At 76.3% G+C, this 13,755-nt stretch carries 13 protein-coding genes and 1 pseudogene; 6 read left to right on the forward strand and 8 right to left on the reverse strand.

The features are described 5' to 3' along the window. A pseudogene (locus ACIRFH_RS09575) lies at positions 1 to 259 on the forward strand (hypothetical protein); the annotation flags it as partial. 33 nt (positions 260 to 292) lie between these two features. Here the strand turns inward: ACIRFH_RS09575 and ACIRFH_RS09580 are convergent. Then, on the reverse strand, positions 293 to 1,069 hold the full coding sequence (locus tag ACIRFH_RS09580) for a LysR substrate-binding domain-containing protein (RefSeq protein ID WP_403518550.1): 777 nt from the start codon (positions 1,067 to 1,069) through the stop codon (positions 293 to 295). A gap of 58 nt (positions 1,070 to 1,127) precedes the next feature. On the opposite strand from ACIRFH_RS09580, the gene ACIRFH_RS09585 reads away from it, so the two are divergent. Beyond that, entirely contained in the window at positions 1,128 to 1,526 is a 399-nt protein-coding gene (locus ACIRFH_RS09585) for a DUF5997 family protein (RefSeq protein ID WP_403518551.1), read from the forward strand. Positions 1,527 to 1,553: 27 nt separating this feature from the next. Here the strand turns inward: ACIRFH_RS09585 and ACIRFH_RS09590 are convergent, their stop codons facing one another. The 3 genes from ACIRFH_RS09590 to ACIRFH_RS09600 form a co-directional block, all read right to left on the reverse strand. Beyond that, the gene (locus ACIRFH_RS09590; protein ID WP_403518553.1) at positions 1,554 to 2,045 is read right to left on the reverse strand and encodes a DUF1360 domain-containing protein; all 492 of its coding nucleotides are present in this window, start codon (positions 2,043 to 2,045) and stop codon (positions 1,554 to 1,556) included. Positions 2,046 to 2,213: 168 nt separating this feature from the next. Then, positions 2,214 to 2,600, reverse strand: a complete 387-nt coding sequence (locus tag ACIRFH_RS09595) for a DUF2267 domain-containing protein (RefSeq protein ID WP_403518555.1) — start codon at positions 2,598 to 2,600, stop codon at positions 2,214 to 2,216. Between the two features lie 100 nt (positions 2,601 to 2,700). Next, positions 2,701 to 3,771 carry a galactosyldiacylglycerol synthase gene (locus tag ACIRFH_RS09600; protein ID WP_403518707.1) on the reverse strand — a complete coding sequence of 357 codons (1,071 nt, stop codon included), beginning with the start codon at positions 3,769 to 3,771 and terminating at the stop codon, positions 2,701 to 2,703. A gap of 256 nt (positions 3,772 to 4,027) precedes the next feature. Between ACIRFH_RS09600 and ACIRFH_RS09605 the strand changes: the two genes are divergently transcribed. The 4 genes from ACIRFH_RS09605 (at position 4,028) to ACIRFH_RS09620 (ending at position 8,677) form a co-directional block, all read left to right on the forward strand. Further along, positions 4,028 to 4,879, forward strand: coding sequence for an SDR family NAD(P)-dependent oxidoreductase (locus ACIRFH_RS09605; RefSeq protein WP_403518557.1), 852 nt, complete (start codon positions 4,028 to 4,030; stop codon positions 4,877 to 4,879). Positions 4,880 to 4,895: 16 nt separating this feature from the next. Further along, positions 4,896 to 5,822, forward strand: coding sequence for a DMT family transporter (locus tag ACIRFH_RS09610; RefSeq protein ID WP_403518559.1), 927 nt, complete (start codon positions 4,896 to 4,898; stop codon positions 5,820 to 5,822). Positions 5,823 to 5,910: 88 nt separating this feature from the next. Next, positions 5,911 to 6,891 (forward strand): polysaccharide deacetylase family protein, encoded by a 981-nt coding sequence (locus ACIRFH_RS09615; protein ID WP_403518561.1) that lies wholly within the window; start codon positions 5,911 to 5,913, stop codon positions 6,889 to 6,891. Positions 6,892 to 6,901: 10 nt separating this feature from the next. After that, complete coding sequence (locus ACIRFH_RS09620) at positions 6,902 to 8,677, forward strand: glycoside hydrolase family 15 protein (RefSeq protein WP_403518563.1); 1,776 nt, start codon at positions 6,902 to 6,904, stop codon at positions 8,675 to 8,677. A 147-nt stretch (positions 8,678 to 8,824) separates the two neighbouring features. On the opposite strand, the gene ACIRFH_RS09625 is transcribed toward ACIRFH_RS09620, so the two are convergent. Genes ACIRFH_RS09625 through ACIRFH_RS09640 form a run of 4 tightly spaced genes read right to left on the reverse strand, consistent with a single transcriptional unit; the run spans position 8,825 to position 13,659 of the window. Next, positions 8,825 to 9,955 carry an XdhC family protein gene (locus ACIRFH_RS09625; RefSeq protein WP_403518565.1) on the reverse strand — a complete coding sequence of 377 codons (1,131 nt, stop codon included), beginning with the start codon at positions 9,953 to 9,955 and terminating at the stop codon, positions 8,825 to 8,827. After that, positions 9,948 to 12,095 (reverse strand): xanthine dehydrogenase family protein molybdopterin-binding subunit, encoded by a 2,148-nt coding sequence (locus ACIRFH_RS09630; protein WP_403518566.1) that lies wholly within the window; start codon positions 12,093 to 12,095, stop codon positions 9,948 to 9,950. The genes ACIRFH_RS09625 and ACIRFH_RS09630 overlap by 8 nt, the downstream gene beginning before the upstream one ends. Then, entirely contained in the window at positions 12,092 to 13,084 is a 993-nt protein-coding gene (locus tag ACIRFH_RS09635; protein WP_403518568.1) for an FAD binding domain-containing protein, read from the reverse strand. The genes ACIRFH_RS09630 and ACIRFH_RS09635 overlap by 4 nt, the downstream gene beginning before the upstream one ends. After that, positions 13,081 to 13,659 (reverse strand): 2Fe-2S iron-sulfur cluster-binding protein, encoded by a 579-nt coding sequence (locus ACIRFH_RS09640; RefSeq protein ID WP_403518570.1) that lies wholly within the window; start codon positions 13,657 to 13,659, stop codon positions 13,081 to 13,083. The genes ACIRFH_RS09635 and ACIRFH_RS09640 overlap by 4 nt, the downstream gene beginning before the upstream one ends. Positions 13,660 to 13,755 lie beyond the last annotated feature (96 nt).

A 13,755-nucleotide genomic window follows, 5' to 3' on the forward strand; every position in this document is an offset into this window, starting at 1 on the left:
GGCCGACTTCCAGCAGTCGGCCCCGCCGGGTCTGCCGAAGGCACGGCTCACCCCGCCGGCCCCGCAGCCCGGCGAGCCGGTGGCGGCCCTCACCGACTTCGACCAGGCCGACTTCCAGCAGTCGGCCCCGCCGGGTCTGCCGAAGGCACGGCTCACCCCGCCGGCCCCGCAGCCCGGCGAGCCGGTGGCGGCCCTCACCGAGCCGCCCGGTCTGGACGTGGACACGACGACTCCGACACCCGGTCCGACGGTCCGCTGAGGCCGGCCGGCGCCGTCCGCGTACCGGCGGGGCTCACCTGCCGCGGGGTTTGCCCCGCCGACCGCCCTTGGTGCTGCCGCCGGAGCCACGCCGCGCGCCGCCGGCCTGCTTTCCACCGGCTGGTTTCTTCGCCGTCGCCGGTTTGCGCCGCGCCGACGCCGTACCGGTGCGCTCGTCCTTCGCCTGTGCCGGGGCGGACTGCCGGCCGCGGGTGCTGTTGACGGTCCTGCCCCGGACGATCCCGATGAACTCCTCCACCAGGTCGGTGTGCGCGTCCTCGGGCCACGACAGGGCCACGCCCGATCCGGGGGCGTCGGTGACCGGCCGGTACGTGAGGTCCTTGCGGTGGTGCAGGCGGGCCAGCGACAGGGGGACGACGAGGACGCCGATGCCGGCCGCCACCAGTTCCACGGCGTCCGCGGTGGTGGCCGGGCGCTCGAAGGCGGGCCTGCCCGGCGGCCGCTCCCAGCCGAGCACGTCGTCGAGGGGGTGCAGCACGATCTCGTCGGCCAGGTCCTCGACGGTCACCTCGTCGGCCGCGGTCACCAGGTGGTCCTTGGGGATCACCACGACCGTGGTCTCGGTGTAGAGGGGGATCGCGCTGAGCACGGTCCGGTCGACGGGCAGCCGTACCAGTCCGGCGTCCGCGTCGCCGCCCAGCAGCACACCGCCCGCCCCGGCGGCGGAGACCTGGGTCAGGGAGAGCGGGACGCCGGGCCGCCGCTCGTTCCAGATGCGCACCCATTTGTCGGGCGTCACCCCCGGGACGTAGGCGAGCCGGAACGAGGGGGGGTCTTGCGAGCCTGTCACCCGGCCAGGTTACCGGGCGTGGTCGGGAGCCGCTCACATGCTCGATACCCTTGACACCATGACGTCGCACCAGAACACCCAGACCATGAAGCCCGCGACCGCGGCGAAGAAGCTGGGTGTGTACCTCGAGGCCACACCCGCCGAGTTCCGGGAGGGCGTCGTCACGCGCGCCGAGCTGAACGCGCTGCAGGCCGACCCGCCGCAGTGGCTGCGCGAGCTGCGGCGCGACGGGCCGCACCCGCGGCCGGTGGTGGCGGCCAAGCTGGGCGTGTCCATCGCGGGCCTGCGCCGCGGCGGGGTCGACGAACCGCTGACCACGGCGCAGATCGACGCGCTGAAGCAGGAGCGTCCCGAGTGGCTGGAGCGGGAGCAGGCCGTCCAGGCCGACGTCCGCAAGGAGGCCGCCCGCGTCAAGCAGCTCCACGCGGAGCGCGCCGCACGCGCCGAGCGCGGCTGACCGTCCCGGGGGCGCGGGCCCCCGGGCTCACCCCTCGGCCCTCTGCTCCGTCAGGCTCCACGCGTACTGCAGCCAGTCCGACAGCGCGACGGCGCTCAGGCCCGCACTCAGCATGCGGCCGGCCCGGGGCGCGACCGCGTAGGTGCCGACCAGCCCGCCGGCCACCCAGGCCGAGGTGCAGAACGGGCAGGACACCAGGTCGCCGACGGCGCGGCGCAACCCGCCGCCCCGCGGGGCGTCCATCACCTCGTTGGCCTCGCTCGCGCGCTCCCGGCGGGTGAACGGCGCCCGCACGAAGCTCGTGACCTTGTCCTTGGTCAGCAGCCGGGACGCCTTGAACGTCGCCGTCCCCAGCAGGGCCACGTCCCAGGGCGGGACAGTGTCGGGCAGTCGGACCCCACGGCGCCACGCCACCGCGGCGAGCGTTCCGACAGCGGCCGCGAAGGTCGTCGCGAGCGTCGCGTATCCCGCGAGGGGGGTGTCGTCGTCGGCGCCGTAGCGCTGCTCACCGTCCGTCATGAATGCCTTCCTTCCGGGCGCCCGCCACCGGGGCCGCCTCGTCGTCCGGGACCGGGTGCCCTGTTCCGGCCGCCTCCAACGCGTGGCGCGCGCTCCGACGCGTGGGCGCGCGCCGCCCAGGCCGGCGCGAACGCGGGCGCCGCGGCCGGCCGGACCCGGGCGCCCCGGTCAGCCCGTCGCGGGACCGCCGAAGAGGTCCGCGCAGTCGGCCTGCAGTGCGCCGCGGAGGCTGTCCACGCGATCGCGGGGCACCGCTTCGGCGAGTGTGGAGAGCACCGCGCCGGCGTCCCACTCCGCGGTGCGCGGCCGGGCACCGGTCTGCTGGGCCACGCGTCGCAGGAACTCGTCACGGCCGAAGTCCTCGGGACGCCCGCGTTCCAGGCGCAGCGCGTCGTCCAGGGGCGCCGGCAGGTGCGCGGCCAGGGCCGCGGCCTCCTCCGGTGCGATCCGGGACGCGACCACCCACAGCACGGCCGTGGTGACCTGCTCGGCCTCTTCCTCACTGTGGTACTCCCCGCGGTCACGGACCCGGGTCAGGAACTCGTCGAGCCGCACGGCGTCACCTCCTTCCGCCGGTTCGGCCCCGGGTGCCCCCGGCCGGGGCAGGGGAAACGGGCGCGGGCCCACCGGGCGGCCGCCGCGGCGCGGGCCGGGTTCACCGGCGTGCGCGCGACGCGTCGGCGACGGCGGTCATCCGGGTCACGGCGTCGTCCCGGAACAGGGCGCGCCCGGCGGCGATCCGCTCCTGCCGGGCCGGACCGGGGACGGTCAGCCGCCGCAGGACCCCGAGCAGCGCGGCGTCGTCCCCGGCCGTCTCCGAGACGCCCAGCGCGGCCATCCGGCGCACTCCGTCCGCGCCGTGCCCCGGTATCGGACGGTGCCCCACGACCGGCAGTCCGGCGGCGAGCGCCTGGACGGCGGTCTGGCCGGCGGCGTTGTCGACCAGGGCGCGGGCGGCGTGCAGCAGACCGGGCATGTCCGTCACCCAGCCGAGGGCGATCGCACCGGGGACGCCGGACAGCTCGCGGCGCAGCCGCGCGTTGTCCCCGCAGAGCACGACCGGGAGGAAACCGTGCTCCGACAGCAGCCGGACGGTGGCGGCCAGGCGCGAGCCGACTCCCCAGGCGCCGGCGGACAGCACCACGGGGGGCCGCCCGGGGCCGTGCCGGTCGAACAGCCGGCGCCATCCGTCCGCTCCGGGCGCGTCGGCGAAGAACTCGGGGGCCACCACCGGGCCGCAGGCCCCGGCGGGTGTGCCGGTGCTCCGCCGCACCTGGCGCGCCGCGTCGTCCGTGAGGCACAGACAGTGATCGTTGCCGGGGTGGAGCCACTGCCGGTGGACGACGAAGTCGGTCACGAACACGACGCTGGGCACGGACAGCAGGCCGCGGGCACGCAGATGTCCGGTCAGCTGGGCGGCGAGGTGGAAGACGGGGACCACCACGTCCGCTCCGGCGCGGTCGGCCAGCCTCAGCAGCCGGGCGCCGGCGAGCCGGGCCAGGGGCGTTCCGCCGGGCCGGCGCCCGCCGCCGGGACGCAGGAACAGGCGGTACAGGGCGGCGTACGCCCAGGGGAAGTGCCGTACCGACCCGCGGTAGAAGAGCCGCAGGGCGCGGCCCAGGCCGTACGGCAGGAGTGCGAGGACGTCGACGACCAGGGCGTCGCCGCCGCGTTCGCGGATCCGGCGGGCCAGTTCGGCGGCGACCGTGTCGTGCCCGGCGCCCATGCTCGCGCTGACCAGCAGCAGACACCCGGTGTCCCGCGGGGCGCGCGGGGGTGCGGTCCGGCGGGACGCGGATGAGCTGGGTGGATGCACGGCGGTTCAAGTTGCCCGCCCGATGCGTTCCAAACCGGGGCACAAGTGGGCGTTTCGGATCTTTCACCGGGGATACTCCATGACCGCCCGTCCGGTCGGACAGCCGGAGGCCCCGGCCGGCCGGTCGGCCGTCCCCCGGTGTCCGCCCCGAGCCAAGGTGGTCCCCATGGTCGATGCGTTCTCCCGCACCCGGTCCGTCCCCGGACCGGGGATCGTCGCACCCGACGCGGACCGCGCGAAGCCCCGGCCGCCCGTCGGCGGGCGGGGCACGCGGACGCGCACGGCGCTGGTGACGGGGGCTTCCTCCGGCATCGGCGCGGCCGTCGCCCGGCGGCTGGCCGACGAGGGCGACTGGCGCCTGGTGCTCAGCGGGCGCGACCCGTCCCGGCTGCGCGAGGTGGCTCAGGACGCGTCGGCCACCGCCTTCGCCGCGGATCTCACCCTGCCCGGCGCCGACCGGCAGCTCGCCGACTTCGCCCTGGCCACGGTGGGCCCGGTGGACCTTCTGGTGGCGGGTGCCGGGGTGGGCTGGGCCGGGGAGTTCCGCGACATGCCACCGCACACCATCGACGAGGTCTTCGACATCGACGTCCTGGCGACGCTGCGGCTGGTGCGGCTGCTGCTGCCGGGCATGATCGAGGCCGGTTCGGGGCGCGTGGTGCTCATCGGATCGCTGGCCGGCTGCGTGGGGGTGCGCGACGAGGCCGTGTACTCCGCCGCCAAGGCCGCGCTGGGCGCCTTCGCCGACGCCCTGCGGTACGAGTTGCGGGGCACCGGGGTCGGAGTGACCCATGTGGTGCCCGGTGTCGTCGACACGCCCTTCTTCGAACGCCGCGGTACGCCCTACCGGCGGTCCAGGCCGCGGCCGGTCCCGGCGGAGCGGGTCGCCGACGCGGTGCGCAGGGCGGTGGTCCGGGGCCGGGACGAGGTGTACGTGCCCGGCTGGCTGCGGCTGCCGTGCCGGGTCCGGGGCGCGGCACCCGGACTGTACCGACGGATGGCCTCCCGGTTCGGATGAGCGGGAGCTCGCCGCGGTGAGTGTCCTCACCGTCGTCCTCGCCCTGTTCGCGGCGCTGTCCAACGCCGCGGCGTCGGTGCTGCAGCGCCGGGCCGCGGCGTTGGACGAGGACCGCGCCGGTGCCGGTCACACGGTGGTGCGCTCGCTGCCGAGGCTGATCCGCGACCCGTACTGGGTGGGCGGCGCGGCGCTGCTCGCCCTGACGACGGTGCTGCAGGCGGCCGCGCTGGCGGTGGGCAGCCTGGCCGTCGTCCAGCCGCTGATGGCCAGCGAGCTGATGTTCACCCTGGTCGTCGGCAGCACGGTCTTCCACCGACGGCCCGACCGGCGGACCTGGCTGGCGTTCGTGGCGCTGGCCTTCGGGCTGGCGCTGTTCCTGGGCGCCGCCTCCCCGTCGGAGGGGGACGCCACCGCGACCCCGGGCCGCTGGCCCTGGGCGCTCCTGGCGCTGTTCTGCGTGGTGACGGGCCTCGCCGCCGCCGGCCGACTGGTGCACGGCGCGCCCCGGGCCGCGCTGTTCGGGTCGGCGGCCGCGGTGGCGTTCGGCGGTACGGCGGGGCTGCTGAAGGAGGTCACCGGACGGTTCCCCCAGGGGGCGGGCGCCGTGCTGACGCAGTGGCCGCTGTACGCCACGGGAGTCGTCGGCGTGATCAGCTTTCTGCTCCTGCAGAGTGCGCTGCGGGCCGGGACCCTCGCCGCGTCGCAGCCCGCGCTCACCCTCGGGGACGCGCTGACCAGCGTCGCCATCGGCTGGGCCCTGTTCGGCGAGGAGATCGTCCTCGGGGTGCGGGTACTGCCCGAACTGATCGGCGTGGCGCTGATGGGCCTGGGCAGTGTCGGACTGGCCCGGGCGCCGTCGGTGCACGGCGCCTGGGACACCGCACCGGCGGCGCGCGACGGGCCGGGGGGCGGGCGGCGGCAACAGGAGCAGCAGCGATCGTGACCACCGGGACTTCGGCACACCATGGCTTTCGACGTCCGGCAGGAGCTGACCCGGCCCGGACTCCGGAGGAGAGCAGGAGGCGGGACGGATGCGGGACACGACCGGGGCCGGGCGGACGGCGCGCGGCGTCGCGGCCGGGGCCGGGGCCCGGCAGGTGGTGCACGTCGTCGGACTCGGGGCGAGGGCCTGGCGGGGGCCGTACACCGCCGCGGCCGGGGCCGGGCCGGAGCGGTTGCCGTACGTCGTCGTGCCGGCGGTCGTCGTGCCGGCGGTCACCGCGCTGGCGCACATCGGGCCGGCCGCGACCTGGCTGCCGGGGCTGCGCCGCCGTTGGTTCCCCACACTGGCCGGACAGGGCCGGCCCGACCACGTCGCCCTCACCTTCGACGACGGCCCCGACCCGGCGTCCACACCTCGCTTCCTCGACGCGTTGGACGAGCTCGGCGTGCGCGCGACGTTCTTCGTGCTGGGCGAGAACGTCGTACGGCACCCCGGGACGGCCCGTGACCTGGTGCGGCGGGGCCACGAACTCGCCGTCCACGGCTGGTCGCACGACCGGCCGTGGCTGCCGTCGCCGGCGCGGGACGCGCGCGAGCTGCTGCGGGCCGCCCGCTCGGTGGCCGAGGTCACCGGCGGCGCACCGCGCTGGTACCGGCCGCCCTACGGCATCCTCACCTCGGGCCGCTGGGCCGCCGCCCGGCACGCCGGACTGCGGCCGGTCCTGTGGACGGCGTGGGGCAAGGACTGGCGGTACGACGCCACGCCCGCCTCCGTGCGGGCGACGGTCGCGGCGGGCCTCGGTCCGGGCGGCACGGTCCTCCTGCACGACACCGACCACGCCTCCGCCCCGGGCAGCTGGCGGGCGGCCCTGGGCGCCCTCCCCGGCCTCGTCGCCGACTGCCGCGCGGCGGGCCTCACCGTGGGGCCGCTGGCCGCGCACGGGATGGACGGAGTGCGGCGCAGGGGTGTGCCGTCGCCTCCGGATGAGGAACGGACGTTCCCGGAGACGGCGGCGCGCGTCGAGGGGACGCCGGGGACGGCACCGTTTCGGCCACGGCGGCCGGGATAGCCGTAGCGACATGGAGCACAGTGACGGCCCGCCCGCGCAGGACCCCGCTTCGTCGTCTCCCCCGTGGGTGCTGCGCGAGTATGCCGTGATCGCCGACGGTGAGCGCGGCGCGGTCGTGGATCCCCGGGGCCGGATCGTGTGGCTGTGCGCCCCGCGCTGGCACGACGACGCGGTGTTCTCCGGTCTCATCGGCGGCCCCGGGCACTTCACGGTCGGGCCGGCGGACCCCCGGCACGTCTGGGGCGGCTCCTACGAGGAGGGCACGCTCATCCGGGTCAGCCACTGGGTGACCTCCGGCTGCGTGGCCGAGTGCCGCGAGGCGCTGGCCGTGCCGGCCCGCCCGGACCGCCTCGTGCTGCTGCGCCGGATGCGGGCGGTGCGGGGCCGGCCGCGGCTGCGCCTGGTGCTGGACGCGCGGCCGGGCTTCGGTACCGGCCGGATGGCGGACCCCCGCCGCGAGGACGGGGCGTGGACGGCGGAGGGTGGAGGGCTGCGGATGCGGTTCTCGGGTGCGCCGGACGCGGTCTGGCGGCCCGGCGAGGGACTGGTCGGCGAGTTCTCGCTGCGCGAGGGCGAGTCGCACGACCTCGTGCTGGAGCTGTCCGAGGGACCGGAGACGGAGCCGCTCGACGCCGACACGCTGTGGCGGGCCACGGAACGGGAGTGGCGGCGGGCGGTCCCGGACTGCTCACGACTGGCCGCACCCCGCGACGCCCGGCACGCGTACGCCGTCCTGCGCGGGCTGACCAGCGTCTCCGGCGGCATGGCGGCCGCCGTCACCACGTCCCTGCCCGAGCGGGCCAACAGCGGGCGCAACTACGACTACCGCTTCGCGTGGCTGCGCGACCAGTGCTACGCCGGTCTCGCCGTCGCCGCGCACGGGCCCCACCCGCTGGTCGACGACGCCGTGCGGTTCGTCGCCGAACGCATCCTCGAGGACGGTGACAAGGTCCGTCCCGCCTACACGGTCGACGGCAGGCCGGTCGGCGGGGAACGTTCCCTGCGGCTGCCGGGCTATCCCGGCGGCAGCGACCACATCGGCAACGACGCGGGGGCCCAGTTCCAGCTGGACACCTTCGGGGAGGCGCTCCAGCTCTTCGCCGCGGCGGCCGCGCACGACCGGCTGACCGAGGACGCGGAGCGCGCCGCGGCCGTCGCCGTGGACGTCGTGGAGCGGCAGTGGACGCGGCCGGACGCCGGGGTGTGGGAGCTGGAGGACCGGTGGTGGACCCACTCCCGGCTGAGCGTGGTGTGCGGTCTGCGGCACATGGCCCAAGTGCTGCCCGCGGGCGCGCGGCGGCGCTGCGACGATCTCGCGGACGCCGTGCTGCGGGAGACCCGGCGCCGCTGCCTGCGCCCGGACGGACGCTGGCGCCGGGCCGCCGACGACGACGGTCCGGAGGCGGCCCTGCTGGTGCCGCTGGCCCGCGGCTGCGCCTTCGGCGACGACGGCGGGGCCGCCACGCGGGCGTACATCGAGTCCCGGCTCGCCGAGGACGGGTACCTGTACCGCTTCGAGCATCCGGGCAGGCCGCTCGGCGAGGCGGAGGGGGCCTTCCTGCTGTGCGGGTTCGCCATGGCGCTCGCCGCCCACCGGCTCGGCGACCGGGTGGGCGCGTTCCGCTGGTTCGAGCGCGCCCGGGCGGCCTGTGGGCCGCCCGGGCTGTTCGCCGAGGAGTACGACGTGCGCCGGCGTCAGTTGCGAGGCAACCTCCCCCAGGCCTTCGTGCACGCGACGATGCTGGAGTCCGCGGTCCGCCTGGCCGGCGTGTCGGCACTGCCCTGACCCGCCGGGCACTGTCCCCGCCCCTCCGGCCAGCGTCCTGGACCCTCCGGGCAGCGTCCTGACCGGTCGTCGGCCCCGGGACCTCGGGTCCTGGCCGCGAGGTCTCCGGACGCGGCCGTGAACCGTCGGGACGCCGCACCCGGTCCGTCAGGCGGCGGCCTCCGACAGGTCGCGGTGGATCGGCGCCGCGCCGCCGGTCAGCGGTCGGCCCGTTCCGCCGCGTCGGGCGGCGACGATCTCCGCCGCGATGGACAGGGCCGTCTCCTCGGGGGTGCGGGCGCCGAGGTCCAGGCCGATGGGCGACCGCAGCCGGGCCAGCTCCCGCTCGCCCAGCCCGGCGTCGCGCAGTCGTCGCTCCCGGTCCTCGTGGGTGCGCCGCGAGCCCATCGCGCCGACGTAGGCGACCGGCATGCGCAGGGCCTGGACCAGCAGCGGTACGTCGAACTTGGCGTCGTGGGTGAGCACGCACAGCACCGTGCGCCCGTCGGTGGGGGTGCTCCGCAGATAGCGGTGCGGCCAGTCGACGACGACCTCGTCCGCCTCCGGGAAGCGGGCCCGCGTGGCGAAGACGGGCCGGGCGTCGCACACGGTCACGTGGTGGCCGAGGAACTTGCCGGCGCGCACCAGCGCCGCGGCGAAGTCGACCGCGCCGAAGACGATCATGCGGGGCGGCGGCACCCGGGACTCGACGAGCAGGGTGAGCCCGCCGGGGCAGTGCGTGCCGTCCTCCGACAGGGCGACCGTGCCGGTGCGGCCCGCGTCAAGGAGCGCCCGGGTCTCGGTCACCGCGGTGCGGTCCAGCTCGGGCGGGCCGCCGAGCCCGCCCTCGTGCGAGCCGTCGGCGCGGACGAGCAGCGCCCGCCCGAGGAGCCCGGCCGGGCCCCGGACGACCCGGGCGAGGGCGGCGGGCTCGTCCCGGGCGGCGGCCGACAGCGCCGCCCGGAACACCGCCCGCGAGGGCGCGTCGGCCCCGACCGGGGTGACCAGCACGTCGATGACCCCGCCGCAGGTCAGTCCGACCGCGAAGGCGTCCTCGTCGCTGTAGCCGAACCGTTCGCGCACCGTCTCGCCGTCGCGCAGGGCCGCGGTGCACAGGTCGTACACCGCGCCCTCCACGCAGCCGCCGGAGACGGAGCCGAGCGCCGTGCCCTCGCTGTCGACGGCGAGGGCCGCGCCGGGTCCGCGCGGCGCGCTGCCGCCGACGGAGACGACGGTGGCGACGGCGAACTCGCGGCCCTCCTCGATCCAGCGGTGCAGCTCGCCGGCGATGTCAAGCATCCGCCGCTCCCCCGTCGGCGGGCACCGCTCCCGTCAGGACGCGGTCGGGCCGGATCGGCAGGTGGCGGTGGCGGACGCCCGTGGCGTGCCAGACGGCGTTGGCGACGGCCGCGGCGGCACCCACGACGCCGATCTCGCCGACGCCCTTGATGCCGACCGGGTCGTCCGGGTCGGGGTCGTCCACCCAGTCCGCCTGGACGTCGAGCACGTCGGCGTGCGTGGCGACGTGGTACCCGGCGAGGTCTGGCCCGTACAGGCCGCCGGTGGTCCGGTCCCGGACCGCCTCCTCGTGCAGGGCCATGGAGATGCCCCAGATCATGCCGCCGACGAGCTGGTTGCGGGCGGTGAGCGGGTTGACGATCCGGCCCGCGGCGAAGATGCCGAGCATGCGGCGCACCCGCACCTCGCCGGTGGTGGTGTCCACGGCGACCTCGGCGAACTGCGCCCCGAAGGAGTGCCGTTCCTTCTGGGCGAGGGCGCCGAGGGCGGCGGTGGTGTCGGAGCGCACGGTGATGCCCTCGGGCGGGATGTCGGCGCCGAGGGCGAGGCGCTCGCGCAGTTCGCCGGCGGCGGCCGTGACCGCCCAGGCCCAGGAGCGGGTGCCCATGGAGCCGCCGGCGATCATCGCGGGCCCGAAGTCGCTGTCCCCGATGCGGACGTGGACCCTGTCCGGCGTGACCTCCAGGGCGTCGGCGGCGATCAGGGTGAGGGCGGTGCGGGCGCCGGTGCCGATGTCGGCGGCGGCGATGCGCACGGTGAAGGTGCCGTCGGCCTCCGCGGTCAGCAGGGCCGTGGAGGGCCCGGCGCCGGCCGGGAAGGAGGCGGCGGCCGTGCCGGTGCCCAGCAGCCAGCGCCCGTCGCGGCGGACGCCGGGGCGCGGGTCGCGGTCCGCCCAGCCGAAGCGGCGGGCGCCCTCGCGGAAGCAGGCGGCCAGTCGGCGGGTGCTGAACGGCTGTCCGGAGACCGGGCCCACCTCGGGCTCGTTGCGCAGGCGCAGCTCGATCGGGTCGACGCCGCAGCGCTCGGCGAGTTCGTCGAGCGCCGACTCGATCGCGAACGACCCCGGTGCCTCGCCCGGGGCCCGCATGAAGGTCGGGGACGGCACGTCGAGGCGGACGACGTGGTTGGCGGTGCGGTGGGCGTCGGCGTCGTACATCACGCGGGCCACGCCGGCGCCGGGCTCGACGAACTCGTACACCCTGGACGTCTGGTTGAGCGAGCGGTGTTCCAGGGCGCGGAGCCTGCCGTCGGCGTCGGCGCCGAGCCTGACGCGCTGCACGGTGGGGCTGCGGTACCCGGCGAGGGAGAACATCTGGCGCCGTGTCATGACGACGCGCACGGGGCGCTGCAGCACGGTCGCGGCCATGGCGGCGGACACCTGGTGCGCGCGCACGCCCTTGCTGCCGAAGCCGCCGCCGATGTGCTCGGAGCGCACCCGTACCGCGGACTCGTCGAGGGAGAACATCTTGGCGAGTTCGCTCTGCACCCAGGTGGCGCCCTGGTTGGAGTCGACGAGTTCCAGCCGGCCGCCGTCCCACAGCGCGGTCGCCGCGTGCGGCTCCATCATGCTGTGGTGCTCTTCCGGGGTGGTGTACTCGGCGTCCACGACGACGGCGGACGCGGCGAGTCCGGCCTCCAGGTCGCCCTTCTCCGTCTCGGCCGGCATGTGCCCGTTCGCGGGGTAGGCGTCGGGGTGGCCGGCGTCCAGCACGGTGTCGTGCGGTTCCTCGTCGTAGGTCACGGCGAGGGACTCCGCGGCCTCCCGGGCCTGCTCGGGCGTCTCGGCGACGACGAGGGCGACGGGCCAGCCGGCGTGCGGCACCCGGTCGTCCTGGAAGACCAGGGCGGTCGGGTCGGGGACGCCCAGCATGCCGATGTAGTCGGTCTTCAGGCGCGGGGCGTTGCCGTGGTGCAGGACGGCCAGCACGCCCGGCATGCCGAGGACGGCGTCCTCGTCGAGGGAGCGGATGCGGCCGCGCGCGACGGTGGACAGCACCAGCCAGCCGTGGGCGAGGTCGGCGAAGGGGATCTCGCCGGCGTAGCGGGCCGCGCCGGTGACCTTGTCCCGTCCCTCGACGCGTGTGTGGGCGGTGCCGACGGCGCCCTTCACCGGGGTGCGGCCGGTCGTGGCGGTGGTCATCGGGTGGCCTCCTCGGCGAGTTCGGTGAGCACGGCGACCACGAGGTTGCGCAGGAGCGTCACCTTGTACGCGTTGCCGGGCAGGGGGCGCGCCGCGGCCAGTTCGGCGTCGGCTGCCGCGGCGAAGGTGTCGCCGCCGGCGGGCGCGCCGGTCAGCACGGCCTCGGCCGCGCGGGCCCGCCAGGGGCGGGAGGCGACGGCGCCGAGGGCGAGCCGCGCCTCGCGCACGACGCCGTCCTCGACGTCGAGCGCGGCGGCGACCGAGCCGATGGCGAAGGCGTACGAGGCGCGCTCGCGCACCTTGCGGTAGCGGGAGCGGGCGGCGACGGGCGCGGGCGGCAGGGTGACGCCGGTGATCAGCGCGCCGGGCGGCAGGGCGGTCTCGCGGTGCGGGGTGTCGCCGACGGGGAGGTAGAGGTCGGCGAGCGGCAACTTCCCCGGCCCGTCGGCGGTTTCGTAGGCGACGACCGCGTCGAAGGCGGTGAGGGCGACGCCCATGTCGGAGGGGTGGACGGCCACGCAGTGGTCGGAGGCGCCCAGGACGGCGTGGTTGTGGTGCTCGCCGGTGATCGCGGGGCAACCGCTGCCGGGGACGCGCTTGTTGCACGGCTTGCTCACGTCGGTGAAGTAGCCGCAGCGGGTGCGCTGGAGCAGGTTTCCGCCGACGGTGGCCATGTTGCGCAGCTGCCCGGAGGCTCCGGCCAGGACGGCCTGGGCCAACGCCGGGTAGCGGCGGCGGACTTCGGGGTGGGCGGCGAGGTCGCTGTTGGTGACGGTGGCGCCGATGCGCAGGCCGCCGTCGCCGGTCGGTTCGATGCCGTCCAGGGGGAGTTCGCGGACGTCGACGAGCAGGGCGGGGCGTTCGACGCCGGTCTTCATCAGGTCGACGAGGTTGGTGCCGCCGCCGAGGAAGCGGGCGTCGGGGTCGGCGGCGAGCAGGGCCACGGCCCCCTGGACGTCGTCGGCGCGCTGATAGCCGAATTCCCTCATGCGGCGGCCTCCTCGGCGTCGTCCGCCGCGGTGGTCCCGTGGGCCTCGGCGGCGCGGGCGACCGCCTGGAGGATCGAGACGTAGGCGCCGCAGCGGCACAGGTTGCCGCTCATCCGCTCACGGATCTCGTCGGGCGTCAGGGGCGGCGGTCCGGCCTCGGGCCGTACGTCCTCGGTGACGGCGCTCGGCCAGCCGGCGGCGTGCTCCTCGATGACGGCGACGGCCGAGCAGATCTGGCCGGGCGTGCAGTAGCCGCACTGGTAGCCGTCGAGATCGAGGAAGGCCTGCTGCACCGGGTGCAGCCGGTCGCCCTCGGCCATGCCTTCGATGGTGGTGATCTCGCGTCCCTCGGCCGCGACGGCCAGGTTGAGGCAGGAGACGGCGCGTCGCCCGTCGACCAGGACGGTGCAGGCGCCGCACTGCCCCTGGTCGCAGCCCTTCTTGGTACCGGTCAGGTCGAGGCGCTCGCGCAGGGCGTCGAGCAGGGTGGTGCGGTGGTCGACGGTCAGCTGGTGCTTCTCGCCGTTGATGTTCAGGGTGATGGCACTGGACGTCGACGAGGGCGCTGGGGCCATGGTCAGCCTTCTCTTGGTGTCTGGTGACAGGGAAAACGGGCTGGAGGCAGTGGGGGCGTCCGCGGGCGGGGGCCACCGGCCGCATCCGCCGCTACA

The sequence above is a fragment of the Streptomyces sp. NPDC093586 genome, assembly GCF_044764905.1.
GTDB lineage: Bacteria > Actinomycetota > Actinomycetes > Streptomycetales > Streptomycetaceae > Streptomyces.